At 67.2% G+C, this 26,979-nt stretch carries 22 protein-coding genes and 1 riboswitch; of the genes, 14 read left to right on the forward strand and 8 right to left on the reverse strand.

Annotation, left to right across the window (positions count from 1 at the left end; all coding sequences use genetic code 11):
* Positions 1-526: 526 nt before the first annotated feature.
* The gene (locus G7Z99_RS18100; RefSeq protein WP_181096224.1) at positions 527-1,843 is read right to left on the reverse strand and encodes a PQQ-dependent sugar dehydrogenase; all 1,317 of its coding nucleotides are present in this window, start codon (positions 1,841-1,843) and stop codon (positions 527-529) included.
* Between the two features lie 127 nt (positions 1,844-1,970).
* A riboswitch (cobalamin riboswitch) is annotated at positions 1,971-2,185 on the forward strand.
* A gap of 140 nt (positions 2,186-2,325) precedes the next feature.
* Between G7Z99_RS18100 and cobO the strand changes: the two genes are divergently transcribed.
* The 11 genes from cobO to G7Z99_RS18155 all read left to right on the forward strand — a co-directional run bounded on the left by cobO (position 2,326) and on the right by G7Z99_RS18155 (position 12,244).
* Complete coding sequence (gene cobO, locus G7Z99_RS18105; RefSeq protein WP_181096226.1) at positions 2,326-2,940, forward strand: cob(I)yrinic acid a,c-diamide adenosyltransferase; 615 nt, start codon at positions 2,326-2,328, stop codon at positions 2,938-2,940.
* Entirely contained in the window at positions 2,937-4,232 is a 1,296-nt protein-coding gene (locus G7Z99_RS18110; RefSeq protein ID WP_181096228.1) for a cobyrinate a,c-diamide synthase, read from the forward strand. The genes cobO and G7Z99_RS18110 overlap by 4 nt, the downstream gene beginning before the upstream one ends.
* Entirely contained in the window at positions 4,229-4,879 is a 651-nt protein-coding gene (gene bluB, locus G7Z99_RS18115; RefSeq protein WP_181096229.1) for a 5,6-dimethylbenzimidazole synthase, read from the forward strand. The genes G7Z99_RS18110 and bluB overlap by 4 nt, the downstream gene beginning before the upstream one ends.
* The gene (gene cbiB / locus G7Z99_RS18120) at positions 4,876-5,781 is read left to right on the forward strand and encodes an adenosylcobinamide-phosphate synthase CbiB (RefSeq protein ID WP_181096231.1); all 906 of its coding nucleotides are present in this window, start codon (positions 4,876-4,878) and stop codon (positions 5,779-5,781) included. The genes bluB and cbiB overlap by 4 nt, the downstream gene beginning before the upstream one ends.
* 260 nt (positions 5,782-6,041) lie before the next feature.
* The gene (gene cobD / locus G7Z99_RS18125; RefSeq protein ID WP_181096275.1) at positions 6,042-7,046 is read left to right on the forward strand and encodes a threonine-phosphate decarboxylase CobD; all 1,005 of its coding nucleotides are present in this window, start codon (positions 6,042-6,044) and stop codon (positions 7,044-7,046) included.
* Positions 7,043-8,506, forward strand: a complete 1,464-nt coding sequence (locus G7Z99_RS18130; protein WP_181096233.1) for a cobyric acid synthase — start codon at positions 7,043-7,045, stop codon at positions 8,504-8,506. Before cobD ends, G7Z99_RS18130 begins: the two co-directional genes overlap by 4 nt.
* Positions 8,499-9,020, forward strand: a complete 522-nt coding sequence (gene cobU, locus G7Z99_RS18135) for a bifunctional adenosylcobinamide kinase/adenosylcobinamide-phosphate guanylyltransferase (RefSeq protein WP_181096235.1) — start codon at positions 8,499-8,501, stop codon at positions 9,018-9,020. The genes G7Z99_RS18130 and cobU overlap by 8 nt, the downstream gene beginning before the upstream one ends.
* On the forward strand, positions 9,017-10,072 hold the full coding sequence (gene cobT / locus G7Z99_RS18140) for a nicotinate-nucleotide--dimethylbenzimidazole phosphoribosyltransferase (RefSeq protein ID WP_181096237.1): 1,056 nt from the start codon (positions 9,017-9,019) through the stop codon (positions 10,070-10,072). Before cobU ends, cobT begins: the two co-directional genes overlap by 4 nt.
* Positions 10,069-10,638 carry a histidine phosphatase family protein gene (locus G7Z99_RS18145; protein ID WP_181096239.1) on the forward strand — a complete coding sequence of 190 codons (570 nt, stop codon included), beginning with the start codon at positions 10,069-10,071 and terminating at the stop codon, positions 10,636-10,638. The genes cobT and G7Z99_RS18145 overlap by 4 nt, the downstream gene beginning before the upstream one ends.
* Position 10,639: 1 nt before the next feature.
* The gene (locus tag G7Z99_RS18150) at positions 10,640-11,368 is read left to right on the forward strand and encodes an adenosylcobinamide-GDP ribazoletransferase (protein WP_181096241.1); all 729 of its coding nucleotides are present in this window, start codon (positions 10,640-10,642) and stop codon (positions 11,366-11,368) included.
* 321 nt (positions 11,369-11,689) lie between these two features.
* Positions 11,690-12,244: a glutathione peroxidase gene (locus tag G7Z99_RS18155; protein WP_181096243.1), complete on the forward strand. Its 555-nt coding sequence runs from the start codon at positions 11,690-11,692 to the stop codon at positions 12,242-12,244.
* Positions 12,245-12,307: 63 nt separating this feature from the next.
* Here the strand turns inward: G7Z99_RS18155 and G7Z99_RS18160 are convergent, their stop codons facing one another.
* The 3 genes from G7Z99_RS18160 to G7Z99_RS18170 form a co-directional block, all read right to left on the reverse strand.
* Entirely contained in the window at positions 12,308-13,570 is a 1,263-nt protein-coding gene (locus G7Z99_RS18160; protein ID WP_181096245.1) for an OmpP1/FadL family transporter, read from the reverse strand.
* Positions 13,571-13,715: 145 nt separating this feature from the next.
* Entirely contained in the window at positions 13,716-14,198 is a 483-nt protein-coding gene (locus tag G7Z99_RS18165; protein WP_181096247.1) for a hypothetical protein, read from the reverse strand.
* A gap of 240 nt (positions 14,199-14,438) precedes the next feature.
* Complete coding sequence (locus G7Z99_RS18170; RefSeq protein ID WP_060394666.1) at positions 14,439-14,663, reverse strand: hypothetical protein; 225 nt, start codon at positions 14,661-14,663, stop codon at positions 14,439-14,441.
* Positions 14,664-15,593: 930 nt separating this feature from the next.
* On the opposite strand from G7Z99_RS18170, the gene G7Z99_RS18175 reads away from it, so the two are divergent.
* Both G7Z99_RS18175 and rmuC read left to right on the forward strand, forming a co-directional pair.
* Positions 15,594-16,022, forward strand: coding sequence for a tetratricopeptide repeat protein (locus G7Z99_RS18175; protein WP_181096249.1), 429 nt, complete (start codon positions 15,594-15,596; stop codon positions 16,020-16,022).
* Between the two features lie 641 nt (positions 16,023-16,663).
* Entirely contained in the window at positions 16,664-18,034 is a 1,371-nt protein-coding gene (gene rmuC / locus G7Z99_RS18180) for a DNA recombination protein RmuC (RefSeq protein ID WP_181096277.1), read from the forward strand.
* Here the strand turns inward: rmuC and G7Z99_RS18185 are convergent.
* Positions 18,006-21,479, reverse strand: coding sequence for a hybrid sensor histidine kinase/response regulator (locus G7Z99_RS18185; RefSeq protein WP_181096251.1), 3,474 nt, complete (start codon positions 21,477-21,479; stop codon positions 18,006-18,008). The two genes, rmuC and G7Z99_RS18185, sit on opposite strands and share 29 nt — an antisense overlap.
* 245 nt (positions 21,480-21,724) lie before the next feature.
* Between G7Z99_RS18185 and G7Z99_RS18190 the strand changes: the two genes are divergently transcribed.
* On the forward strand, positions 21,725-23,599 hold the full coding sequence (locus G7Z99_RS18190) for an MFS transporter (protein WP_181096253.1): 1,875 nt from the start codon (positions 21,725-21,727) through the stop codon (positions 23,597-23,599).
* A 15-nt stretch (positions 23,600-23,614) separates the two neighbouring features.
* On the opposite strand, the gene sugE is transcribed toward G7Z99_RS18190, so the two are convergent.
* The 3 genes from sugE to rdgC form a co-directional block, all read right to left on the reverse strand.
* Positions 23,615-23,932 (reverse strand): quaternary ammonium compound efflux SMR transporter SugE, encoded by a 318-nt coding sequence (sugE, locus tag G7Z99_RS18195; protein ID WP_181096255.1) that lies wholly within the window; start codon positions 23,930-23,932, stop codon positions 23,615-23,617.
* A gap of 962 nt (positions 23,933-24,894) precedes the next feature.
* Positions 24,895-25,857 (reverse strand): bile acid:sodium symporter family protein, encoded by a 963-nt coding sequence (locus G7Z99_RS18200; RefSeq protein ID WP_181096257.1) that lies wholly within the window; start codon positions 25,855-25,857, stop codon positions 24,895-24,897.
* A gap of 144 nt (positions 25,858-26,001) precedes the next feature.
* Positions 26,002-26,922 (reverse strand): recombination-associated protein RdgC, encoded by a 921-nt coding sequence (rdgC, locus tag G7Z99_RS18205; protein ID WP_181096259.1) that lies wholly within the window; start codon positions 26,920-26,922, stop codon positions 26,002-26,004.
* Positions 26,923-26,979 lie beyond the last annotated feature (57 nt).

Genomic DNA, 26,979 nt, shown 5'->3' on the forward strand with positions numbered 1-26,979 from the left:
CTTGGTGCGGTATAACCTCAAGCGCCTCCACAGCTACAACGGCTACGAAACTCCCGTAGCCATGGAGGAAAAGCTCAAAGCGGCGGCATAAACCTTAATCGGTGTCCAAAATTACTTGACCAGTTCATAGTGGCTTGAGGTATTTTGTGGGCCCTGGCGGGCCCAATCGCGGCACGGGGGCCGCTCCCACAGGGTACCGCGACAGCCCGCAACGCTGCGGTGGTGCTACGGGTGTAGGAGCGGCCCCCGTGCCGCGATGGGCCGCAAAGCGGCCCCATAAAGCGATCAGCGACACAGCATCTGAACACTGCCAGCTATTCCCATATTCTCCACGCGACTGCGTGTCTCCCACAGGGTACCGCGACAGCTCGCAACGCTGCGGTGGTGCTACGGGTGTAGGAGCGGCCCCCGTGCCGCGATGGGCCGCAAAGCGGCCTCAGAAACCGATCAGCAACACAGTATCCGAACACTGCCAGCTATTCCCATATTCTCCACGAGACCGCACGCGCTCCCCCCAGCCCTGTACTCAAGGCGCCTTGCTGACCCGCCAGATCACGTTGCCCACGTCATCGGCCACCAGCACGCCACCGCGTGCATCGGTGACCACGCCCACCGGGCGCCCCATCGCTTCTTCCTTGTCGTTGAGAAAACCGCTCAGCAGGTCGATCGGCTGGCCCTGGGGCGTGCCGTGCGCGTCGAAGGGCACGAAGACCACCTTGTAGCCACTGTGGGGCTTGCGGTTCCACGACCCATGCTGCCCGATGAGTGCGCCGCGTTCGAACGGGGCCGGCAAGACGCCTGGCTGAAGGAAGGCCAGGCCGAGGGAGGCGGTGTGCGGGCCCAGCGCGTAGTCCGGAGCGATCGCCCGTGCCACTTGATCCGGTGCCTGGGGCTTCACCCGCACGTCCACATGCTGGCCGTAATAGCTGTAGGGCCAGCCATAGAAACCGCCGCGTTTGACCGAGGTCATGTAGTCCGGCACCAGGTCGCTGCCGATCTCGTCCCGCTCGTTGACCACCGTCCACAGCGCGCCGCTGCTCGGCTCCCAGGCCATCCCGTTGGGGTTGCGCAGGCCCGAGGCGAACAGCTGCCGCCGACCGGTGGCGCGGTCGACCTCCCAGATCGCCGCGCGTCCCTGCTCCTGCTCCAGGCCATTCTCGCCGACGTTGCTGTTGGAGCCGACGGTCACGTAGAGGGTCTTGCCGTCCGGGCTGGCGATGACGTTCTTGGTCCAGTGGTGGTTGAGCGTGCCGGCAGGCAGGTCGGTCACGGTCGTCGCTTCGCCCGTGAGCTGCATGGCGCCGGGAGCGTAGTGATAGCGCAGCACCTTGTCGGTATCGACGACGTAGAAATCGTTGCCCACCAGGGCCATGCCGAAGGGCGAGTTCAACCCTTCCAGGAAGGTCGCACGCATCTCGGCCACGCCGTCCTTGTTCTGGTCGCGCAGCAGGGTGATCCGGTTGGCGCTGGGCACCCCGGCACCGGCCCGCTTCATGACCTTTTCCATCACCCAGCCGCGCAGGCCACGGGTGTCGTCCGGCTTGGGCGGCGCGTTGGTCTCGGCCACCAGCACGTCGCCATTGGGCAGCACGTACAGCCAGCGCGGATGGTCCAGGCCGCTGGCGAAGGCCGTGACCTGCGTGCCCGGCGCCGCTGTCGGGGTGGCGCCCCGTGGCCAACCGACGGCAGGCGCGATGTTCACCGTAGGGATCAGACGCGGGTCGGGTTCGGGCAGCTGCGGGGCCGGCCCGGTGCCGTCGCTGACGCTCAGCCGCGCCGCCTCGCCACAACCTCCCAGGCCGACCATCATCACCAGCATGCCTGCAACCCGTACCTTGCCCATGTCCGTTTCCTCGACCGATGGTTCGCTTGAAATGAGAAGGTCGACCGGGCCAGGAGGTTCCCCGCGACGGTGCCTGTGGTCGTGTCGGGGCGGGGGTTCGATTGACGCTCCGCCGGCAACCCTCTACCCTTCGCGCTTCGTTTCAGGTGCCCCGCCAGCCATCGCTGGGCAGGGTGAAACTGGGAAGCCGGTGGGCGCCGTCAAGGCGCGAGTCCGGCGCTGCCCCCGCAACGGTAAGCGCGTCGAATCAGGCAAGGCCACTGGGCATTCACCCGGGAAGGCGCCTGAGGGCCCATCGGGCCGCGCGCAAGCCCGGAGACCGGCCTGTCACTGCCCAAACGGCATCACGGAGGGTGATGCGCGGACCCTGCGCGCCTGTCGCAGCCCCTGCGCGTCTCCGTGAGTCTGTCATTCATCTGTCGCCTGGCGTTCGCCAGACCCCTGTCGCTTGGCGACGGGCCGGCAGCTTGCGGAGAACCTCGATGAACCCATCCCCCGACGACCGTGATCAACGTCACCTGGCGCGCATGCAGCGCAAGAAGGCGATCATCGACGAGCGCATCGCCAACTCGCCCAACCAGTGCGGCCTGCTGCTGGTCCTGAGCGGCAACGGCAAGGGCAAGAGCAGCTCGGCGTTCGGCATGCTCGCCCGGGCCATGGGGCACGGCATGCGCTGCGGCGTGGTGCAGTTCATCAAGGGGCGCCAGAGCACCGGCGAGGAGCTGTTCTTCCGGCGCTTCCCGGAGGAGGTGCGCTACCACGTCATGGGTGAGGGCTTCACCTGGGAGACCCAGGACCGCCAGCGCGACATCGCTGCGGCCGAGGCCGCCTGGGACGTCTCGCGGCAGATGCTGCAGGACCCAGCCGTGCACTTCGTGGTACTCGACGAACTGAACATTGCCCTCAAGCACGGCTACCTGGACCTGGACCAGGTGCTGAGCGACCTGCAGGCACGCCCGCCCATGCAGCACGTGATCGTCACCGGGCGCGGCGCCAAGCCCGAGATGATCGAGCTGGCCGACACGGTGACCGAGATGGGCATGGTCAAGCACGCCTTCCAGGCCGGCATCCGCGCGCAGAAGGGCGTCGAACTGTGAGGGAGGCGCGCCACTGCCCGGCCGTGCTGATCGCCGCGCCTGCCTCCGGCCAGGGCAAGACCACGGTCACCGCCGCCCTGGCACGGCTGCACCGCAACCTGGGGCGCACGGTGCGCGTGTTCAAGTGCGGGCCGGACTTTCTCGACCCGATGATCCACGAACGGGCCAGTGGCGCGCCGGTCTACCAGCTCGACCTGTGGATGATCGGCGTCGAAGAAAGCCGCAGGCTGCTGTGGGAGGCCGCAGGCGAAGCGGACCTGATCCTCATCGAAGGCGTGATGGGGCTGTTCGACGGCACCCCGTCGAGCGCCGACCTGGCGCGGCACTTCGGCGTGCCGGTGCTGGCGGTCATCGACGGCACCGCCATGGCCCAGACCTTCGGTGCGCTGGCCTTGGGCCTGGCCCGTTACCAGCCTGACCTGCCGTTCGCCGGGGTGCTGGCCAACCGGGTCGGCAGCCTGCGTCATGCGCAGCTGCTCGAAGGCAGCCTGACCGAAGGGCTGCGCTGGTACGGCGGCCTGTCGCGCGAACGCGGCATCGAACTGCCCAGCCGTCACCTGGGGCTGGTCCAGGCCAGCGAGCTGAACGACCTGGACCAGCGTCTGGATGCCGCTGCCGAGGCCCTGGGCGCCAGCTGCGATGCGGCCTTGCCGCCGGCCGTGCGCTTCGCCGCGCCTGGCGAGGTGTCCACGCCGCCGTTGTTGGCCGGGGTGCGCATCGGGGTCGCCCGTGACGAAGCCTTCGCCTTCCTCTATGGCGCCAACCTCGATCTGCTGCGCGCCATGGGCGCCGACCTGGTGTTCTTCTCGCCGCTGCACGACACGGTCCTGCCCGCGGTCGACAGCCTCTACCTGCCGGGCGGCTATCCGGAACTGCACCATGGCGCCCTGGCGCAGAACACCGCCATGACCGAGGCGATCCGCGCGCATCATGCCGAGGGCAAGCCGCTGCTGGCCGAGTGCGGCGGCATGCTCTACCTGCTCGAGGCGTTGACCGACGTGGCGGGTCAGCGTGCCGAACTGCTGGGCCTGCTCAGCGGCGAGGCGGTCATGCAGAAGCGCCTGGCGGCGCTGGCCCTGCAGACCGTCGATCTGCCCGAGGGCGCCCTGCGCGGGCACACCTACCACCACTCGTTGACCGAGACGCCGCATGAGCCGATCGCCCGCGGCCACAGCCCCAACGGTGGCCGGGGCGCCGAGGCGGTGTACCGGCTCGGCAGGCTGACGGCCTCCTACGTGCACTTCTATTTCCCCTCCAACCCGGAGGCAGCCGCTGCGCTGTTGCGACCATGAGCGCACATGCCTTCAGCGAGGCCGAAAGGGCGGCGGTCTACCGGGCCATCGGCGAGCGGCGCGACATGCGCCACTTCATCGGGGGCGAGGTCGAGCCGACCGTGCTCGCACGGCTGCTGGCCGCTGCGCACCAGGCGCCCAGCGTGGGGCTGATGCAGCCCTGGCGCTTCGTGCGCATCACCGACCCGGCCTTGCGCGTGCGCATCCAGGCCCAGGTCGAAGACGAACGCCAGCGCACCGCCCAAGCCCTGGGCGAGCGTGGCGAAGACTTCATGAAGCTCAAGGTCGAGGGCATCGGCGACTGCGCCGAAGTGCTGGTGGCCGCCTTGATGGACGGGCGCCAGGACCACGTGTTCGGGCGCCGGACCTTGCCCGAGATGGACCTGGCCTCCTTGGCCTGCGCCATCCAGAACCTCTGGCTGGCGGCCCGCGCCGAAGGGCTCGGCATGGGCTGGGTGTCGCTGTTCGACCCGCAGGCCCTGGGCGAGCTGCTGGGCATGCCGCCGGGGGCCAAGCCGGTCGCGATCTTGTGCCTGGGGCCCGTCGAGGCCTTCTACCCGGCGCCGATGCTGGCGCTGGAGCAGTGGGCGCAGGTGCAGCCGCTGGACACCTTCGTGTTCGAGAACCGCTGGGAGCAGCGCCCATGAGCATCGCCTTGCTGACCGTGATCGGCGTCGCCCTGGACGCGTTGCTCGGCGAGCCGCGCCGCCGTCATCCGCTGGTGGCCTTCGGGCGTCTGGCGGGGCGCCTGGAAAAACGCCTGAACGCCGGTGGCCGGGGCCAACGCCGCCATGGCGTGGGCGCCTGGTGCCTGGCCGTGGTGCCCCTGACGCTGGTGGCGCTGGTGCTGTCCGGGCTGCCGGGCATCGGCTGGCTGGTCGACGTGCTGGCGCTGTACTGCGCGCTGGGTCTGCGCAGCCTGGGCGAGCACGTGCTGCCGGTGGCCACCGCCTTGCGTCAGGGCGACCTGGGCGAAGCGCGACGACGCGTGAGCTACCTGGTCAGCCGCGAGACGGCCGAACTGGACGAAACGGCGGTGGCCCGTGCGGCGACCGAGTCGGTCCTGGAGAACGGCAGCGATGCGGTGTTCGCCGCGTTGTTCTGGTTCATCGTCGCCGGCGCGCCTGGCGTGGTGCTGTACCGGCTGAGCAATACCCTGGACGCCATGTGGGGGTACCGCAACGCGCGCTTCGAGCGCTTCGGCTGGGCGGCGGCGCGTATCGACGACGGGCTCAACTACCTGCCGGCGCGCCTGGTGGCGCTGACCTATGCCGTGCTCGGCAAGACCCGCCTGGCCCTGAGCTGCTGGCAGCGCCAGGCCCCGACCTGGGACAGCCCCAACGCCGGCCCGGTGATGGCGGCTGGCGCCGGTGCGCTGGGCGTCGCCCTGGGTGGCCCGGCGATCTACCACGGCCAACTGCACGAGCGTCCTGCGCTGGGGCAGGGGCCTGCCGCCGATGCCGAGTCCATCGAACGCGGCTGGGCCTTGGTGAGTCGCGGAGTGTGGTTGTGGGTGCTGGTCATCTGCCTGGCAGGTTATCTGGGTTGAACGAACGCCTGCCTGCTCAAGATAGCGCGGCGCGTCGCCACCGCGATCGCTGGCAAGCCAGCACCCACCCAGATCTCTGCAGCCGTCGATCTAGGCATGGCTGCGCAAGCAGCTTGTGGGAGCGGGCTTGCCCGCGATGGCGCCGGTGGAGCCCTGCCGGCCTCGCCGAGGCATGGGCGCGTTCAGGTTCGCGTGATATGTGGCACACACTTCCCTCCATCATCAACAGCGCCCAGTGGCGCACCAGAGAGGCATCGGCTTTGATAGAACATGGCGGACGATTGCTCGGCGCGGTGCGCCGCTACGGGATCGCGCGCGAACGGTGGGTCGACCTGTCCAGCGGGATCGCCCCCTGGCCCTTCGCGATCCCGGTCATCGGGCAGGAGGCCTGGGCTCGCCTGCCAGAAACCGAGGATGGCCTCGAGCAGGCCGCGCGACGCTACTACGGGTCACAGGCGCTGCTCGCCACCGCCGGCTCCCAGGCCGCGATCCAGGCCTTGCCGGGCTTGCGCGCGCCAGGTCGCGTGGGCGTGCTGTCGCCGTGCTACGCCGAACACCCCCATGCCTGGACCCAGGCCGGTCACCAAGTCGTGGCGCTGGGCGCCGAAGGGGTCGATGGCGCCCTGGACAGCCTGGACGTCCTGCTGCTGGTCAACCCCAACAACCCCACCGGCCTGCGCCTGTCCCGCGAGCGCCTGCTCGGCTGGCACGCGCGGCTGGCCCGCCGCGGTGGCTGGCTGGTGGTGGACGAGGCGTTCATGGACAACACGCCCGCCGACAGCCTCGTCGATCAGGCCAGGCAGCCGGGGCTGATCGTGCTGCGCTCGTTCGGCAAGTTCTTCGGCCTGGCAGGTGTGCGCCTGGGCTTCGTGATGGCCGAGCCGGCGCTGCTCGCCCGACTGGCCGACATGCTCGGCCCCTGGACGGTCAGCGGGCCGGCCCGGGTGGTCGGGCAGGCGTGCCTGGACGATACACCGGCCTGCGCGCTGCAGACCGCACGATGTGCCGCGTCCAGCCAGCGCCTGGCGACGCTGCTCCAGGCCGCGCGACTGGCCCCCTCGGGCGGGTGCGACCTGTTCCAGTACGTCGCCACGCCCGAGGCCGCCCGCCTGCACGACCACCTGGCCCGCCAGGGCATTCTGGTGCGGCTGTTCGAGCACCCGGCTGCCGTACGCCTGGGCCTGCCGGCCGATGAAGCCCACTGGCAACGCCTGGCCGACGCCTTGCACGCCTTTCCACCGTCGCTCCAGGAGAGCCGAACATGACCACGCTGATGGTGCAGGGCACCACCTCCGATGCCGGCAAGAGCACCCTGGTCACCGCGCTGTGCCGCTGGCTGCTGCGCCAGGGTGTCGCGGTGGTGCCGTTCAAGCCGCAGAACATGGCGCTCAACAGCGCCGTCACCGCCGAAGGGGGCGAGATCGGGCGTGCCCAGGCCGTCCAGGCCCAGGCCTGCCGTCTGGCGCCGCACACCGACATGAACCCGGTGCTGCTCAAGCCCAACAGTGAAACCGGCGCCCAGGTGATCATCCACGGGCGGGTCGTCACCAGCATGAACGCGGTGGCCTACCACGACTACAAGGCGGTCGCCATGCAGGCCGTGCTGGCGTCCCACCAGCGGCTGAGCGACGCCTACCCGGTGGTGATGGTCGAAGGCGCCGGCTCGCCCGCCGAGATCAACCTGCGGGCCGGCGACATCGCCAACATGGGCTTCGCCGAAGCCGTCGACTGCCCGGTGATCCTGGTGGCCGACATCCACCGCGGCGGGGTCTTCGCCCACCTGGTCGGCACGCTCGAGCTGCTCTCGCCCAGCGAGCAGGCGCGCGTGCAGGGCTTCGTCATCAACCGCTTCCGCGGCGACATCGCCTTGCTTCAGCCTGGCCTGGACTGGCTCGAGCAGCGCACCGGCAAGCCGGTGCTCGGCGTGCTGCCGTTCGTCAGCGACCTGCACCTGGAGGCCGAGGACGCCGTCGATGCCCGCCAGGCGCCCAAGCAGGGACAGTTGCTCAAGGTGATCGTGCCGGTGCTGCCGCGCATCAGCAACCACACCGACTTCGACCCGCTGCGCCTGCACCCGCAGGTCGACCTGCACTTCATCGGCCCCGGCGAACCGATTCCCGCTGCCGACCTGATCATCCTGCCGGGCTCCAAGAGCGTGCGCAGCGACCTGGCGCAGTTGCGCGAGCGCGGCTGGGCACAGGCGCTGGCGCGTCACCTGCGCTACGGCGGCAAGGTGATCGGGGTCTGCGGCGGGCTGCAGATGCTCGGCCAGGCCGTACACGACCCGTTTGGGCTGGAAGGTCCGGCCGGCACCAGCCCGGGCCTGGGCCTGCTGGACTACGAGACCGTGCTGGAGGCCGACAAGCAGTTGCGCAACGTCACCGGGGTGCTGCGCTTGGGCGAAGTGCCGATCGAGGGGTACGAGATCCATGCCGGCGTGACCACCGGCGCGGCCCTGGCGCGTCCGGCCGTGCGCCTGGCCGATGGCCGCTGCGACGGTGCCGTGAGCGACGACGGCCAGGTGCTGGCGACCTACTTGCACGGCCTGTTCGAGAACGAGCGCGCGTGCGCTGCGCTGCTGCGCTGGGCGGGCCTGGAGACGGTCGAGGCCTTCGACTACCACGGCGTGCGCGAGCGTGACATCGACCGCCTGGCCGACCTGGTCGAGCGGCACCTGGATACCGCGCGCCTGCGCGCCCTGTGTGGAGTGAGCCCGAATGCGTAACCTGATCCTGGGCGGTGCCCGCTCCGGCAAGAGCCGGCTGGCCGAGCGCCTCGCCACGGACAGCGGTCTGCCGGTGACCTACATCGCCACCAGCGAGCCGCTCGACGGCGAAATGTCTGCGCGCGTGCGCCTGCACCGCGAACGCCGCCCCGACGCCTGGGGCCTGATCGAAGAACCCCTGGCCCTGGCCGCGACCCTGCGCGCCTCGGCCGCTGCCGATCGCTGCCTGCTGGTCGACTGCCTGACCCTGTGGCTGACCAACCTGCTGATGCTCGAAGACCCCGAACGCCTGGCACGCGAGCGCGATGCGCTGCTCGAGTGCCTCGACACGTTGCCCGGCGTGGTGCTGTTGGTCAGCAACGAAACCGGCCTGGGCGTGGTGCCGATGGGCGAGCTGACCCGGCGTTACGTCGATCAGGCCGGCTGGCTGCACCAGGCGATCGCCGAACGTTGCCAGCGCGTGGTACTCACGGTCGCTGGCCTTCCTCTCTTGCTCAAAGGACCTGCTTTATGACGCACCCCTGGTGGCGCGATGCCTGCCAACCCATCGACACCGCCGCCATGACTCAGGCGACCGAGCGGCAACGCCAACTGACCAAGCCGGCCGGCTCCCTGGGCCAGCTCGAGACCCTGGCGATCCACCTGGCCGGGCTGCAAGGGCGTGAGCGCCCGCGCCTGGACCAGGTCGCCATCACGGTCTTCGCCGGTGACCATGGCGTGGTGGCCGAGGGCGTCTCGGCCTACCCGCAGTCGGTGACCGCACAGATGCTCGGCAACTTCGTCGCCGGCGGCGCCGCGATCAGCGTGCTCGCGCGCCAGGTGCAGGCGCGTCTCGACGTGGTCGACCTCGGCACCGTGGACCCTGCACTGACACTGCCAGGGGTGCGCCACCTGCGTCTGGGCGCCGGTACGGCGAACTTCACGCGCCAGCCGGCGATGACCGAGGCCCAGGCCGACGCCGCCCTGCAAGCCGGGCGTGACAGCATCGAGCGGGCCGCCCAGGCCGGTACGCACCTGTTCATCGGCGGGGAAATGGGCATCGGCAACACCACGGCCGCCGCCGCCCTGGCCAGCGTGCTGCTCGGGTGTGGCGCGGCCGCCCTGAGCGGCCCGGGTACGGGCTTGGACGAGGCGGGTGTGCGGCACAAGGCCGAGGTCATCGAGCGGGCGCTGGCCGTGCATGCCCTGGACGCCCAGGACCCTTGGCGCGCTGCGGCCTGCGTCGGCGGCTTCGAGCTGGTCGCGCTGGCAGGCGCCTACGTGGCCTGTGCTCAACGGGGCATCGCCGTGCTGGTCGATGGCTTCATCTGCAGCGTGGCGGCGTTGCTCGCCGTGCGCCTCAACCCGGCGTGCCGCCCCTGGTTGCTGTTCGCCCACCGGGGCGCCGAGCCAGGTCACCGGCAGGTGCTCGAGGCGCTCGACGCCGAGCCGTTGCTGGCCCTCGGCCTGCGCCTGGGGGAGGGCAGCGGCGCTGCCCTGGCCGTGCCGTTGCTACGTCTGGCCTGCGCCCTGCACGCCGACATGGCCACCTTCGCCGAGGCCGCCGTGGCGGATCGTCCGGCATGAGGCTCGACCTGTTGCGCCACGGGCAGACCGAACTGGGCGGCGGGTTGCGTGGCAGCCTCGACGATGCCTTGACCGAGCAGGGCTGGGCGCAGATGAAGGCCGCCGTAGCCGACGCGGGCCCATGGGCGGTGGTGCTCAGTTCGCCCCTGCAGCGGTGCGCCCGTTTCGCCGAACCCCTGGCCCAGCGCCTGAACGTACCCTTCGGTCTGGAGCCAGACCTGCGCGAACTGCATTTCGGCGATTGGGAAGGGCGCAGCGCCGCCCAGCTCATGGAGACCGACGCCGACGCCCTGGGGGCGTTCTGGGCCGACCCCTATGGCTTCACGCCTCCCCAGGGCGAGCCGGTCGAAGCCTTCGCCGAGCGGGTCCTGGGTGCACTTGCCCGGTTGCGCGAGCGCCATGCCGGGCAGTCGGTGCTGCTGGTCACCCACGGTGGCGTCATCCGCCTGCTGCTGGCCCGCGCGCGCGGGTTGCCACGCGAGCAGCTGCTGCAGGTCGAGGTGCCCCATGGCAGCCTGTCGCGGCTGCAGGTCGACCCCGATGGCACACTGCGCGAGGAGGCCTGACATGCTGCCGTTCTGGATCGCCTTGCAGTTCCTGAGCAGCCTGCCGGTCACCTTGCCCGGCATGCCGACACCCACGCAGCTGGGCCGTTCGCTGCTCTGGTACCCGGTGGTCGGGGCCGTGTTCGGGGGCGTGCTGTGGCTGGCCAGTCAGGCGTTGGGGGGTGCTCCCCCTTACCTGCAGGCTGCCCTGCTGCTCAGCCTCTGGGTCATGCTCAGTGGCGCCTTGCACCTCGATGGCCTGGCCGACAGCGCCGATGCCTGGCTCGGTGGGTTCGGCGATCGCGAGCGTACCCTGCGGATCATGAAAGACCCGCGCAGCGGGCCGATCGCCGTGGTGACCCTGGTGCTGGTGCTGTTGCTCAAGTTCTGCGCGCTGCTGGCGCTGATCGAACAGGGCGACGGCCTTGGCCTGCTGGTAGCACCCGTGGTCGGACGGGCCGCGCTGCTGGCACTGTTCCTGTGCACGCCCTACGTGCGACCGGGCGGGCTGGGCGAAGCTCTGGCGCAGCATCTGCCGGTCAGACAGGGCAGATGGGTGCTGGGCGCGAGTGCACTGGCCTTCCTGCTGTGCCTGGGCAGTGCCGGCGTCATGACGCTGTGCCTCGTTCTGGTCGCCTTCATGGGGCTGCGCGCCGCGATGATCAGACGCCTGGGCGGTACCACCGGCGACACGGCTGGGGCGTTGCTCGAGGTGCTGGAAGTGGTGGTGTTGGTCGGATGGGTGCTTTGAGCGGCCTCTTCTGTAGACATCCGTCGACTCATGCGCCATCGCACTGACGGATTTTGTGGACCCTGGCGGGCCCAATCGCGCCTGGTCCGGCGCCCCGGCAGGGGCCGCTCACACCCGTAGCTACACCGCAGTGAGTCAGGCCACCGAAACAGACCAACCGAAACCGTGGCGCGCCAGGCCACGGCGCTGTTCGAACCGATTCGGCGGCGTCTGGCCCGGCAGGTCGAAGCCGGCCGAAGCCCCGCCGACTGAGAGAACCACGCACAGCCGTGCATAAGCCGCTACGCTGCACGTTCAGGAATGTTCGGCAGGAGAACGCACATGCAGGCACGTTGGTGGATTGTCCCATTATTGGCGCTTTCGGCACTCGGTCCCACGTGGGCCAAGGAGTGTCCGGCGCTGCTCGAAGGCAGTCTGCCCGAGCTGCGCGGCAAGGGGCAGATCGATTTATGCGAGCGGTACGCGGGCAAACCGTTGGTCATCATCAACACGGCCAGCTACTGCGGCTTCGCCCCGCAGTTCGAAGGGTTGGAAGCGGCGTACCAGCACTATCACGCCCAGGGCCTGGAGATGCTCGGCGTGCCGTCCAATGACTTCAAGCAGGAAGACAGCGACAGCGAGAAGACCGCCAAGGTCTGCTATGCCAACTACGGCGTGACCTTCACCATGACCAAGGCCCAACCGATCCGTGGCAGCGATGCGATCCCGCTATTCGCCGAACTGGCGCGCCAGAGCAGTGCGCCCAAATGGAATTTCTACAAGTACGTCGTGGACCGCCGGGGCAAGGTGATCGGCAGCTTCTCCAGCCTGACCAAGCCGGACGACGAGGCCTTCAAGGCCGCCATCGAAAAGGCCATCGCCTCGCCTGCGCAATGAGTCGCCCAAATGAACACGGCGCCCTGTCCAGGCTGGACGGGGCGCCGTGTTCATGGGCGTGTATCAGAAGCGGTAGGTCAGCGAAGCACCGACGGTGTGTGCGCTGTTTTCATACTTGGCGCGGTAGGCGCCCTTGGTCGAGCTTGCCAGGTTGACCTTGGCGTCCTCTTCCCACAGGTAGGAGTAGGCCACGTCGATGGTCATGTCGTCGTTCGGGCTCCAGCCGGCGCCCAGGCTGACCATCTTGCGATCGCCGGTCGGAATGCGCGGCGAGCGGTCGTGGTTGTTGGTCGGCGACTGATCGACGGTGAAACCGCTGCGCAGCGTCCATTGCTTGTTCACTTTGTAGGCCGCACCGATGGCGTGCGACCAGGTATCATGCCAGTTCTGCTCTTCGGTGATGGTGGCGAACGGAGAGCCTGCAAGCGGTGCGGGGACATCGTTGTTCACGATGATGTGCTCCAGGCGGCTCCAGCGCGTCCAGGTGCTACCTGCGTACAAGGTCCACTGGTCATCGAGCGCATGGGTGACCGACAGGTCGACCGACTCGGGCGTCTTGATGGTCAGGTCGGCGTCGAACTTGCTGCCACTGAACGGGCCGATGGCGGTGGAACTCACCTTGGTCTTGCCTTCGAGCTTGTAGTCGACCATCGAGTGGTAGGTCAGGCCGATGCGGGTGCGGTCGGTGGCCTGGACCAGCAGGCCGACGTTGTAGCCGACGGCCGTGTCGTCGCCCTTGATCTTGACCTCGCCGTCGTTGCGGCCCGGGCTACGTGGGTTAAGCAGGTTGGACCCCAGCTCGCCCCGGATACGGTTGAACGTCGGGCCGACGCCGATCGAGACCTTGTCGTTGAAGGCGTAGCTGATGGTCGGCTGGAAGGTGATGACCTCGACGTGGCTCTTCTTGCCCCAGTAGCGTGCCGCGTCGTCGCTGCCATAGTCGGTGACCAGGCCGAACGGCACGTAGACCCCGAAGCCCACGGTCCAGTGATCGTCCAGGGGCTTGACGTAGTAGCCCATGGGCACGGCGACGACCGGTACCATGTCGCCGTCGGTTTCCCCCCCGAAGGTGCTCCTGCCACTGATGTCGGACTTGGCGAAGATGCCCGCCGCACCCACGGTCGCCTGCGCCCGCTTGAGCTGTGACATGCCGGCAGGGTTGCCGTAGATGGTGCTTGCGTCTTCGGCAGAGGAAGAACGACCCGCGAAACCTACCCCCATGCTGCTGATGCTCTGCTCATTGAGCGCGAAGCCGTTGGCCAGCAGTTGCCCGGATGCCAGTGCGACAGCCAGACCGAGGGAGGTGTTGAGCATTGCTTTTTTCATTATTAGAACTCCTTGGGATCTCCGAGGCGGAACGCTACCAACATTTTGCGCAGGGCGCTATAGGCGAATTTTAGGGAGTTAGACGAGTTTTGTAGGACAATCTAACCGCTTTGTAGGACAAAACCAGAATAGCGTGTAGGTGTTTTCAGGATGCCAAGGGAATGCCGGGGTCGACACAGGTTTGCCACGCCGTCGTGAAGTCGCGCAATCGCCCCTGAGGATGGAATACCTGACGCCACAGCCGCGCCATGCCCATCAGGTCGTTGGCCGCTGGCAGGGGCGCGGCCTGCGCTTCGATGAGCATCCAGGCGATGGCCGTGGCGTAGCGCAGGTTGACCGTCAGTTCGATGTGCGGACCGCGCAGGAACGCATGCTGGCTGGCCAGCCCGCGCACCAGGCTGGCCAGGTCGGGGTCGGCGGCCAGGTAGGTGTCCCAGAGACCGTGGTGACGCGGTGCAGTGATGCGGTAGAGGCCATGACCGCGCCGATCGCACAGCCCTGCACCCAGGGCCGACTGGCTGGCGGCAACGCCCAGTAACAAAGCTTCAGCAGGAACCGTGTGGCGCCCCAGGTATTCGAGCGTGGGACGAATGACGTATTGGCTCAACTCGATAGCGGCGAATGCCATGATGCCCTCGCACGTGGATGACCGACGGGACCGGGCGCTTGGCAGCGAATGGATCACAGCCGGACCCGCCGAAAGCGGTCTGGACCGCTCAAGTTGAAGTGTAGTGTGATGAGGCTGAGGTAAAGGACTGTTTTTAAATCGATTGCAGCCTGAAGACGGCAGGCATATGCCCGCTGGCGATTAGCCCGGCCGAGGGACCGGGCATTTCTTCATGTGCACGAACGGTGAACGCGGGCGCGTTCACGCGGTGATGGACTGACGCGTACGGTCGATGACGGCCTGCAAGGTCCCGGCGCGGTTGTACTGTTCCGGATACAGGCGCTCGCTGTGGCAAGCGATGCCATGCTCGTCGACGAGGGTGAAGCTGAAGCTGCCGTTGCGCGGTGCCACGATCAGGCACTTCATGGGCGCGAAGGCTTGGGACAGGGCGCCGATGGCGGTTTGGAACTGATGATGCGTATTCATATTATTGGATGTCCTGCAATTGACACGGATTCGAACCGTGCACGATGAAAACGTTCCAGTGGCGCCAAGAATTAGGAAAAAGGCGCAGAACCCGTCTGGAACAGAGCAGCCAGAGAGGGCGCATGATCGAGCGCGCTGGGCTGACTGGTAGGTACTTCAGAAGGCAGGCAACACACGGGAACGAGGTTCAAGAACGCCCGGTGCAGGTCCTGATCAATAATCCGAGAGGTGATTCGTGCTGGAGCAGCCTGGGCTGCCGAGTGAACCATCCGAGGAGTCGGTGCAGCCAGGCAGCAGGTTCGAGTGTCGAACGCCTGGTCAGCGACCTTTTGATTTTTCAGCTTGGGTACTAACGACCGACACACTACACAAGACGTGCAGGCTGTGCAAGCAGTTTGTCGATGTCCCAGGAAGCCGACCATTATGGCCATTCAGCGGGCGGATGGGAAGGGGGCTTGGACCCTCGCAGGCGGCAAAAGTGCTAAGGGATACCAGGGATATAGCGATCTTGTTCAGGTTGTACACAATCCGTTTGGGCCAAGCCTGCAGCTCGTCAGAACACGCCTGCTGACGGTGGATGCACTCCGGCAGGCGTTAAGTCAATGAAAAAAAACACTTATTTGAACTGGTGAAAAAAACGCCAGTTTGTCTGTAGCGCCCATTCCACAAGGGTTTGAGCGGTTGTCCAAGAGGTTGTCCACCGAGTTATCCACAGCTTCTGTGGATTGTGCGTCTCACAGGCTCTAGCACGAGGCTGTCTGAGAAAGTGCCATTGTCTGACAATCAAGCGGCTAATAATCCGAGCCTGTACCGTTCGTCTGAAAATCAGGCAGAAATAAAATTTTCAGCATGTCTTGCTCCTGATCGCGGGATCCGCTTGGGAAAAAGGCGTAGAGTGGCGCGCCCCACATCGCTTCAACGCTTGCGCATATGTTTCAAGGCAAAAAAACCGTCTCGCTCCCTCACGGTGTTCCTGACACTGCACCGGGCAAGCGCTTCACGCTCAAGGTCGCCCTCTGGTTGCTCGACAGTCCCCACCTGGGCAGCAAACCCCGCATCAAGCACTTGGCCGGACGCCTGCTCAAGCAGCCTGCCCGCCAAGGCATCGTCGTGGCGCAAAGTCGCCTGGGCCAGATGCTCTGCCACGAATGCGGCAGCGCACGTGATCGGCGCATGGGCCACGAATTGCTGCGTCAGGCGGCCCGCTCCGGTGACCCGCAGGCCCAGTTCGAATATGGCCGCCTGTGCGCGGACGCACCCGATCCGGCACCCGAGCGCGCACGCCACTGGCTGGAGCTGGCAGCGGCCCAAGGCTCCCCCGAAGCCCGTCACCTGCTTGGCCAGCTGTTCCCCGACTGAAGCGCTGCCCAGTCCCTGCGTCCTTGGCAGGCTGTACCGGCCTATGTGCAGCCTCTGCTTCTTGTCAGGCTGCATGGCCCGCTCCCACAAAAAATAAAATAACTTGTTGATTTGTAATGAATTAATTATAGAGCTTTGTGGGCCCTGCGGGCCCAATCGCGGCACAGGGGCCCACAGGTGACCGCGATAGCCTGCAACCCCGCAGTGGGGCTACGGGTGTAGGAGCGGCCCCAGTGCCGCGATGGGCCGCAAAGCGGCCCTGAAATCGGTTAGCAATGAAGCTCTGGATCCTGCCAGCTATCGCCGTGTTCTCTGCGCGAAAGCGCGCCGCCGGGGCGGCGAGCGAACTCCCACAGAAAAGTGTTCAGCTTCTGCTTCATGCCAGGCTGTACCGGCCTGTGGCAACCTCTGCTTCTTGTCGGGCTGCATTGGCCCGAGTGGGAGCGGGCTTGCCCGCGATAAGGCCCAGTCTTTCGCCGTGGCCTGATAAGCTCGTGCCACTTCTACGCACAGCACCGGGAAACATCATGACAGTGGATCTGGCCAGCATCCTGCTTGGCATCGTGGCGGCATCGATACCGGGTCTCGTCTGGGCGTTCCGAGTGCAGCGACAGGCGACCGTGCATCAGGCGGCCCTGTCGCTGGCCGAGGAGCGTTTGCTCAGCGCCCAGCTGGCCCAGGAAGGCCTGCAGGCGCAGCTGGACGCCTGTCGCGACGAGGTCAGCGACCTGAGCGAGGCCAACGCGCTCAAGCAGGCCAGCCTGGCCGCGCAGGAGCGGGAAGTGGAGCTGCTGCAGGTCGAGCGCGACAACGCCCGTGACGCGGCCCATGCCTGGAACCTGGAGCGCACTGCACGCGAAGCCGAGCTGCGGCGCCTGGAGTCGAGGGTCGCCGGGCTGGAGGCCGAGTTGCGCGAGCAGCAGGAAGGCCACACGCAACGCCTTGAAGACCTGCAGGACGCCCGTGACACCTTGCGTGCCCAGTTCGCCGACCTGGCGACGCGGATCTTCGACGAGCGCGAACAACGTTTCGCCCAGACCAGCCAGCAGCACCTGGGACAATTGCTCGATCCGCTCAAGGAGCGCATCCAGGCCTTCGAGAAGCGGGTCGAAGACAGTTACCAGCAGGAGGCCCGCGAGCGCTTCTCCCTGGCCAAGGAGCTCGAACGCCTGCAGCAGCTCAACCAGCGGCTGTCCGACGAGGCCACCAACCTGACCCAGGCCCTCAAGGGCCAGAAGACCCAGGGCAACTGGGGCGAGCTGATCCTCGAGCGGGTGCTGGAGCACGCCGGCCTGGAAAAGGGCCGCGAGTACCACACCCAGGTCAGCCTCAAGAGCGCCGACGGCGAGCGCTACCAGCCCGATGTGCTGATCATGCTGCCTGGCGACAAGCAGGTGGTGGTCGATGCCAAGGTCAGCCTGACCGCCTACCAGCAGTTCGTCAGCGACCCGGACGGCGAGCGGGCGCAGGCCGCGCTCAAGCAGCACGTGCAGTCGCTGCGCACGCACGTCAAAGGCCTGTCCGGCAAGGACTACAACCGCCTCGAAGGCCTGCACAGCCTGGACTTCGTGCTGCTCTTCGTGCCCATCGAAGCGGCCTTTTCCGCCGCCCTGCAGGCCGAGCCGAACCTGTTCCAGGAGGCGTTCGACCGGCAGATCGTGATCGTCAGCCCGACCACCTTGCTGGCCACCCTGCGGGTCATCGACAGCTTGTGGAAACAGGAACGCCAGACCCAGAACGCCCGCGAGATCGCCGAGCGGGCCGGCTGGCTCTACGACAAGTTCGTGCTGTTCATCCAGGACCTGGACGAGCTGGGCAATCGCCTGCAGCAGGTGGACAAGGCCTACGCCGCGGCGCGCAACAAGCTGTGCGAGGGCCGCGGCAACCTGGTCAGCCGTAGCGAACAGCTCAAGCTGCTCGGCGCACGGGCCAGCAAGAGCCTGCCCAGCGACTTGCTGGAGCGGGCGATGAGCGAGACGGCCGTCACTGAACCAGGTTCAGATACCGATTGAGCAGGGCACGCAACGCTGCAGGCTTGACCGGCTTGGGCAGGAAGTCCAGGCCGGCGGCGTGCACCTGGGCGACCATCTCGCTACGGTTGTCGGCGCTGATCACCACGCCTGGCACCGGCTCGCCCAGGCGTGTGCGCAGCCAGGCCATCAGGCCGATGCCGGTTTCGCCGGCATCCAGGTGATAGTCGACCAGCGCCAGGTGCGGCCGGTTGCCGTCGTTCAGCAAGGCCTCGCAGGCGGCGCGATCCGGTGCGGTCCAGACCTGGCAGCCCCAGCGCGTGAGCAGGCTGCTCATGCCGATCAGGATGCTGTCTTCGTTGTCCACGCACAGCACCCGCAGGCCGGCCAGGGGTTGCCCGGCCTGCTCTGGCGCTGCGACCGGAGCGGCGGCCGTGCGGCTGATGGGCACCTGCACGCGAAACACGCTGCCCTTGCCCGGCCAGGAGCGCACTTCGAGCCGGTGGTTCAAGACCCGGCACAGGCCATCGGCGATCGCCAGGCCCAGGCCCAGGCCCTTTTCGGCGCGCGTCTGATGGCTGTCCAGGCGCTTGAACTCCTGGAAGATCACCTGCAGCTTGTCGTCGGCGATGCCCGGGCCCCGGTCCCAGACCTCGAGCCACAGGTGCTCGCCGCTGCGCCGTGCGCCCAGCAGGATCGGGCTCTTGCCGTAGCGCAGGGCGTTGGTCAGGAAGTTCTGCAGAATCCGGCGCAGCAGCTTGACGTCGCTGTACACCCGCAGACGGCTGCCCCGTAGTCGGAAATCCAGGCCCTTTTCAGCGGCCAGCGCCGCGAACTCGGCGCCCAGCATGTCGAACAGCTCGTGCAGCGCGAAGGGCTTGGCGTCCGGTGTGATGCGGCCGTTTTCCAGGCGCGAGATGTCCAGCAGGTCGCCGATCAGCTCTTCGGCCGAACGCAGCGAGCTGTCCATGTGCCCGACCAGTTGCCGGGCGTCGTCGGAAAGGTGCTCGTCCTGCTGGGACAGCGCGGCCGAGAACAGCCGCGCCGCGTTGAGCGGCTGCATCAGGTCATGGCTGACGGCGGCCAGGAAGCGCGTCTTGGACTGGCTGACCGCCTCGGCATGGCTCTTGGCATCGCTCAGTGCCTGGTTGAGCTGCGACAGCTCGTGGGTGCGCTCGGCGACCCGCTGCTCCAGACGCTCGTTGGCGTCCTTCAACGCCTGCTCGGCCTCCCGGAACGGCGTGATGTCGGTGAAGCTCATGACGAACCCACCGCCTGGCATCGGGTTGCCGATCAGCTCGATGACCCGACCGTTGGGGAACAGTCGCTCGGAGGTGTGCGCACGGCCCTGGCGCATCCAGTGCAGGCGCCGGGCGACATGGACCTGGGCCTCGCCAGGACCGCACAGGCCTCGCTCGGCGTTGTAGCGGATGATGTCGGCGATCGGCCGGCCCACGGCGATGAGCCCGTCCGGGTAGTTGAACAGTTCCAGGTAGCGCCGGTTCCAGGCCACCAGGTGCAGGTTCTGGTCGACCACGCTCAGGCCCTGGTTGATGTTCTCGATGGCGCCTTGCAGCAGGGCCCGGTTGAACTGCAGCACTTCGGAGGCTTCGTCGGCGATGCGCACCACGTCCTCGAGCTGCATGTCGCGGCCTTCGATGGCCGCCTTGACCACGGCACGCGTCGACGAGGTGCCGAGCACCCCGGCCAGCAGCCGCTCGGTGTGCTCGATCCATTCGCCATCGGCGTTCTGGTTGGGGTTGAAGCCCTTGCCCTGGCGGTAGGCGAAACGGATGAAGCTCTGCCGCGCACGTTCCTCGCCGACGAAGCGCGAGGCCAGGTTGAGCAGATCGTCGATCTGCACCGCCAGCAACGTCCGGCTGCCGGGCCGGGCGTTGGTCTGCTGGCCGATGAAGCGCCCGGCCTGCCAGTGCTCGGACACCCGCGTGCGCGACAGCACCGAGACCCAGGCGAACAGGGTGAAGTTGCCGGCCAGCGACAGCACCACGCCCTGGGTCAGGGGCGAGATCGGCAGGTTCAGTGGGTTGCCGTGCAGCCAGGCCAGACCGGGGAACAGCGTGAGCGGCCAGCCCAGGCTGTGGGCGGCGATCGGCAGCACCAGCGTGTAGAACCAGAGGAAGGTACCGGCGGCCAGGCCCGCGAACACGCCGCGGCGGTTGGCCTGCTTCCAGTACAGCGCGCCGATCATCGCCGGGGCGAGCTGGGTCACCGCCGCGAAGGCGATCTGGCCGATGGTCGCCAGGCTCGCGGTGGAGCCGAGCAGGCGGTAGCTGACATAGGCCAGCAGCAGGATCACCACGATGGTGACGCGCCGCACCGACAGCATCCAGTGACGGAAGGCCTCGAACGGGCGTTCGGCATTGTTGCGCCGCAGCAGCCAGGGCAGCAGCATGTCGTTGGACACCATGGTCGACAGCGCCACCGCCTCGACGATCACCATGCCGGTGGCCGCCGACGCGCCCCCGATGAACGCCAGCAGCGCCAGGCTCGGGTGCGCCTGCGCCAGGGGCAGGCTGATGACGAAAGAGTCCGGGAGCAGGCTGCCGGGCAGCAGCATCTGCCCGGCCAGCGCGATCGGCACCACGAACAGCCCGGCCAGCGCCAGGTACAGCGGGAACACCCAGCGCGCCAGGCGCACGTCCTGCGGCTCGATGTTCTCCACCACGGTGACGTGGAACTGCCGCGGCAGGCAGATGATCGCCATCATCGCCACCCCGGTCTGCACGATCATCGAAGGCCAGTTGACGGTTTCCTGCCAGTACCCTTGCAGCTGGACGGACTGCCGCGCCTGGCTCAGCAGGTCGTCGAAGCCATCGTAGAGGTTGAATACCACGAACACGCCCACCGCCAGAAAGGCCAGCAGCTTGACCAGGGACTCGAACGCGATCGCCAGCACCATGCCGCGGTGGTGTTCGGTGACGTCGAGGCTGCGCGTGCCGAACACGATGGCGAACAGGGCCAGCACCAGCGAGACCACCAGGGCGGTGTCCTGGACGCGGGTGCCGGTGGCGTCGGCACTGGCGCCGATCAGCAGGTTCACGCCCAGCACGATCCCCTTGAGCTGCAGCGCGATGTAGGGCAGCACCCCGACCAGGCAGATCAGCGCCACCACCACCGCCAGTGCTTGCGACTTGCCATAGCGGGCGGCGATGAAGTCGGCGATGGAGGTGATGTTCTCCTGCTTGCTGATCAGCACCATCTTCTGCACCACCCACGGCGCGAGCATCAGCAGCAGGATCGGCCCCAGGTAGATCGGCAAGAATGCCCACAACTGCTCGGCGGCCTGCCCGACCGCGCCGAAGAACGTCCAACTGGTGCAGTACACCGCCAGCGACAGGCTGTAGACCCACGCACGCAGGCGCGGCGGCAGCGGCGTGCTGCGGCGGTCGCCATAGAAGGCGATGGCGAACATGACGGCCATGTAGGCCAGGGCGACCAGAGCGATCAGCCCGCTGGACAACGACATGAAGACTCCGCGACAAGAAGAAGGCGCATTCCCGGCCGGCCAGTCTGGCATGCCGCCTCGCGTTCGTCAGCGCCGACCAAGGTCGCAGCCATGGGCCGCAGGCGGCAAGTGGTCGGTGGCGCGGTGAGCAGGTCTCGACCCGAGGTCGAGGCGCCGCCGACGCGCTGGCGTGACGCTCGCACCTTGCCGCTCCCCCTCAACCCTTGTAGTTTGCGCCATGACAAGGCCATCCAGGTACAAGGACGATGAGTCACCCCTCGCAATTCGCGCTGCTCGGCAAACGGCGGTTTTTGCCGTTCTTCGTCACCCAGTCGCTCGGCGCCTTCAACGACAACCTGTTCAAGCAGTCGCTGATCCTGGCGATCCTCTACAAGCTCAGCCTGGAAGGTGACCGCTCGATCTGGGTCAACCTCTGTGCGCTGCTGTTCATCCTGCCGTTCTTCCTGTTCTCGGCCCTGGCCGGGCAATTCGGCGAGAAGTTCGCCAAGGACCGCCTGATCCGGGTGATCAAGCTGGCGGAGATCGCCATCATGGCCATCGGCGGTACCGGCTTCGTCACCGGGCACCTGACCCTGATGCTGGTGGCGCTGTTCGCCATGGGCACCCACTCGGCGCTGTTCGGCCCGGTGAAGTATTCGATCCTGCCCCAGGCGCTGCGCGAGCAGGAGCTGGTGGGCGGGAACGGCCTGGTGGAAATGGGCACCTTCCTGGCGATCCTGGCCGGGACCATCGGGGCTGGGGTGATGATGTCGTCCGCGTCCTATGCCACGGTGGTCGCCGGCGGGGTGGTGGGCACGGCGGTGCTGGGCTACCTGGCCAGCCAATGGATCCCGACGGCGCCCGCCGCCGAGCCGGGGATGAGGCTCAACTGGAACATCGTCAGCCAGTCCTGGGCCACCCTGCGCCTGGGGCTTGGCCAGACGCCGGCGGTGTCACGTTCGATCGTCGGCAACTCCTGGTTCTGGTTCGTCGGCGCCATCTACCTGACGCAGATCCCGGCCTACGCCAAGGACTGGCTGCACGGCGACGAGACCGTGGTCACCCTGGTGCTGACGCTGTTCTCCATCGGCATCGCGCTCGGTTCGCTGCTGTGCGAGCGGCTCAGCGGGCGCAAGGTCGAGATCGGCCTGGTGCCGTTCGGCTCGTTCGGGCTGACCCTGTTCGGCCTGCTCTGGTGGTGGCATTCGGGCGATGTGCCCCGCGCCGACGCGCCCTATGACTGGCTCGCGCTGCTGTCGCTCGGCCAGGCCTGGTGGATCCTGCTGTCGATCGTCGGCCTGGGCGTGTTCGGCGGTTTCTACATCGTGCCGCTGTATGCCTTGATCCAGGCGCGCACGCCCGAGCGGCAGCGTGCCCGGGTGATTGCCGCCAACAACATCCTCAATGCCTTGTTCATGGTGGTCTCGGCGCTCGTCACCATCGCGCTGCTGAGCGTGGCCGAGCTGAGCATCCCGCAGCTGTTCCTGGTGGTCTCGCTGCTCAACATCGGCGTCAACGCGTACATCTTCAGCATCGTGCCCGAGTTCACCATGCGCTTCCTGATCTGGCTGCTCGGCCATGCGATGTACCGGGTCGAGCACCGCGATCTGCAGCGGATCCCGGACGAAGGGGCGGCGCTGCTGGTCTGCAACCACGTGTCCTACGTCGACGCACTGCTCATGGCCGGCGCCGTGCGCCGTCCGATCCGTTTCGTCATGTACTACAAGATCTATCGCCTGCCGGTGCTGCACTTCATCTTCCGCACCGCAGGGGCCATCCCGATCGCCGGTCGCGGCGAGGATGAGGCCATCTACGAGCGGGCCTTCGCGCGTGTCGCCCAGTACCTGGCGGAGGGTGAGCTGGTGTGCATCTTCCCCGAGGGCAAGTTGAGCACCGATGGCGAGATCGATGCGTTCAAGGGCGGTGTCAACCGGATCCTGGCCGAAACGCCCGTGCCGGTGATCCCGCTGGCCTTGCAGGGGCTGTGGGGCAGCTTCTTCAGCCGCGACCCGAACAAGGGCCTGTTCAAGCGGTTCTGGTCGCGGGTGACCCTGGTGGCCGGTGATGCAGTGCCGGCGGACGCGGCAAAGCCCGGCGTGTTGCGGGAAAAGGTCGCCGTCTTGCGCGGCGACCTTCGTTGAGGCGGGCGGGGGAGGTCAGCTGGCGCTGACCTTCAGGCCGACCAGGCCGGCGACGATCAGCGCGACGCTGAGCAGCCGCACCAGGGCCATGGACTCACCGAACAGCAGGATCCCGGCGATGACCGTGCCCACCGCGCCGACGCCGGTCCAGATCGCATAGGCCGTGCCCAGCGGCAGCTCCTTCACCGCCAGGCCCAGCAACCCCAGGCTCACGGCCATGGCGGCGATGGTCAGCACGGTGGGCAGGGGGCGGGTGAACCCTTCGGTGTACTTGAGCCCGACGGCCCAGCCCACTTCGAACAGGCCGGCGAAAAACAGAATGATCCAGGACATGGGGCACCTCCATTCAGACACACGAATGGGGCCGTCCCCGAAATGTTCACGCCAGGCGTCGTAAGGCCGTCCTTACCGTGCCTGCATGCTGCCCAAGGCGGATGCATCTGACAAGTGGGGTGCGGAGGCCGTGACCGGTTTTGGTGAGATGGCGGCGGGAGGCAGGTTCGCCTGACGAAGAGGGTGCGCTGATTTATGGGCCTTGCAGGCCCAATCGCGGCACAGGGGCCGCTCCTACACCCGTAGCCACACCGCGGGGTTGCAAGGCTATCGCGGTCACCTGTGGGAGGCAGGTTCGCCTGACGGAGAGGGTGCGCTGATTTTATGGGCCTTGCAGGCCCAATCGCGGCACAGGGGCCGCTCCGCGCGTAGCCACACCGCGGGGTTGCAAGGCTATCGCGGTCACCTGTGGGAGGCAGGTTCGCCTGACGGAGAGGGTGCGCTGATTTTATGGGCCTTGCAGGCCCAATCGCGGCATAGGGGCCGCTCGCCCGTAGCCACACCGCGAGGTTGCAAGGCTATCGCGGTCACCTGTGGGAGGCAGGTTCGCCTGACGGAGAGGGTGCGTTGATTGTATGGGCCTTGCAGGCCCAATCGCGGCACAGGGACCGCTCCTACACCCGTAGCCACACCGCGAGGTTGCAAAGCTATCGCGGTCACCTGTGGGAGGCAGGTTCGCCTGACGAAGAGGGTGCGCTGATTGTATGGGCCTTGCAGGCCCAATCGCGGCACAGGGGCCGCTCCTACGCCCGTAGCCACACCGCGGGGTTGCAAGGCTATCGCGGTCACCTGTGGGAGCGGCCCCAATGCCGCGATTGGGCCCGCAGGGCCCACAGGATCAGCCCCCGCGCCAGCCCAGAAAAGCCCGCCCCTACGAAACTGCTGGCCCGCGATCACGCCAATGCCACCGACCTGTGGGAGCGGGCTTGCCCGCGATGGCGTCCATGCCGACACAGCAAGCCTCAGGGTCGAGCGCGCGGCCTCTGCGCCGCCGCCGGGTCGTCCTTCATGCGCCTGAACCACGTCGAAAGCAACGCACCCGAAATGTTGTGCCACACGCTGAACAGCGCGCTCGGCACGGCCGCCAGGGGCGAGAAATGCGCACTGGCCAAGGCCGCGCCCAGCCCCGAGTTCTGCATGCCGACCTCCAGCGCCAGGGACTTGCGCTGCGCCAGGGGCAGTTTGCACAGCTTGCCCGTCAAGTAACCCAGCAGGAAACCGAAGCTGTTGTGCAGGATCACCACCGCCATGATCAGCAGGCCCGACTCGGCGATCTTCGCCTGGCTGGCCGCCACCACGGCGCAGACGATCAGCACGATGCTCACCACCGACACCAGCGGCAGCACCTGCACCACCGCGTGCACCCGCGTGCCGAGCAGCCTTTGCGCCAGTACCCCCAGCACGATGGGCAGCATCACCAGCTGCAGGATCGACCAGAACATGTCCATGAACGAAACCGGCAGCCAGGCCGACGCCAGCAGCCAGATCAGCGTCGGGGTGAGCAGGGGCGCGAGCAGTGTCGTGACCGCGGCGATCGCCACCGCCAGCGCCAGGTCACCCTTCGACAACCACACCATCACGTTCGAGGCCGTGCCGCTGGGGCAGCAACCGACCAGGATCACGCCCACGGCGATCTCCGGGGGCAGGTGGAACAGCCGGCACAGCAGCCAGGCCACCCCCGGCATGATCAGAAAGTGCGCGACCACCCCCAGCGCCACTCGCCAGGGCTGGCGAGCGACGGCGGCGAAGTCGTCGAGCTTGAGGGTCAACCCCATGCCGAACATCACCAGCCCCAGCAATGGCACGATGGCGACCTTCAGGCCGATGAACCACTGAGGCTGGAAGTAGGCCAGGCAGGAAAAGACCAGGACCCACAGGGCGAACGTGTTGCCGACGAAGCGGCTCAAGGCGGCCAGGGCGCGCATGGGATCTCCTATCAGTAGCGGCAGGGGGCGGGTGACTGGCTATGAGCTGCAAGCAGTTCGGCAGTGAGACCTCTATATAGAGGTGAGCCTGAAAAACGCAACCTTCAGGCACGCACTGCGTTGCAGCGTGCAGCTCGACCTCGATCAGACGCCCTGAGGCAGCTCCTCACCACCCAAGGCCTCGAAGAGGGTCGGCAGGAACTCGGCGAAGGTCATCATCATCAGCTGGAACGAGGCATCGAACTGTTGCTGCGCCTCGTCGCCGCCATCCTGTTCGGCTTGCTCTTGCAGCAGCTCCTCGAACTTCAGGCGCTTGATCACCATCTTGTCGTCCAGCACGAACGACAGCTTGTCCTGCCAGGCCATGGCCAGCTGGGTGACCAGCTTGCCGGTGCTCAGGTGCAGCTGGATTTCCTCGCTGGTCAGGTCCTGGCGCTTGCAGCGCACGATGCCGCCATCTTCGGCGGTGTCGCGCAGTTCGCATTCGTCCAGCACGTAGAAGCCTTCGGCGGCCTGTTGCGACTTGACCCAGTCGGTCATGGTGGCGCTCGGCGCGATCTTCACGGTCGCCGGGCGTACGGGCAGCGAACCCATCACTTCACGCAGCGTCGACAACAGGTCTTCGGCACGCTTGGCGCTGGCCGAGTTGACCAGGATGACACCCTGGCGCGGGGCGATGGCGGCGAAGATCATCGAGCGACGGATGAAGGCGCGTGGCAGGAAGGCCTGGATGATCTCGTCCTTGATCTGGTCACGCTCCTTCTTGTAGACCTTGCGCATCTGCTCGGTCTCGATCTCTTCGACCTTCTCCTTGACCGCGTCATTGACCACGCTGCTGGGCAGGATGCGTTCTTCCTTGCGCGCGGCGATCAGCAGGAACTCGCCACTGACGTGCACCAGCGGAGCGTCCTCGCCTTTGCCGAAGGGCGCGACGAAACCGTAGGTGGTCAGTTCCTGGCTGGCGCAGGGGCGAGCCGGCTTGCTGGCCAGGGCTGCCTCGAGGGTCTCGGGGTCGAACGGTACGTCCTGGGTGAGGCGGTAGGTCAGCAGGTTCTTGAACCACATGGGGTGAAGCTCTCCTTAATACACGAGGCGGGCATTATTCTCCGAGTCAGGGGCCAG

It is taken from the genome of Pseudomonas entomophila, from assembly GCF_013523165.1.
GTDB lineage: Bacteria > Pseudomonadota > Gammaproteobacteria > Pseudomonadales > Pseudomonadaceae > Aquipseudomonas > Aquipseudomonas entomophila_A.